This is a genomic window from Streptomyces sp. URMC 126 (genome assembly GCF_051386555.1).
In the GTDB taxonomy this organism is placed as follows: domain Bacteria; phylum Actinomycetota; class Actinomycetes; order Streptomycetales; family Streptomycetaceae; genus Streptomyces.
Genome location: NZ_JBPQTX010001142.1, coordinates 1 through 250, shown reverse-complemented (window position 1 = coordinate 250; position 250 = coordinate 1). Strand labels below are relative to the sequence as shown.

At 66.0% G+C, this 250-nt stretch carries 1 protein-coding gene; it reads left to right on the top strand.

What is annotated here, in order from left to right; all coding sequences use genetic code 11:
- Positions 1-4: 4 nt before the first annotated feature.
- On the top strand, positions 5-250 hold a 246-nt coding region (locus ACSNOK_RS35425), incomplete at its 3' end, for a homogentisate 1,2-dioxygenase domain-containing protein (RefSeq protein ID WP_436784786.1).

Below are 250 nucleotides of genomic sequence, written 5' to 3'. Positions count from 1 at the left end.
CATCATGTCCGAACTGATGGGCAACATTTACGGGCAATACGACGCCAAGCCGCAGGGCTTCGCGCCGGGCGGCATCAGCCTGCACAACTGCATGCTGCCCCACGGCCCCGACCGCGACGCCTTCGAGGGCGCCAGCAACGCCGACCTGCGCCCCGAGAAGCTGGACAACACCATGTCCTTCATGTTCGAGACGCGCTTTCCCCAGCACCTGACCGAGTTCGCCGCCCGCGAGGCGCCGATGCAGGAGGAA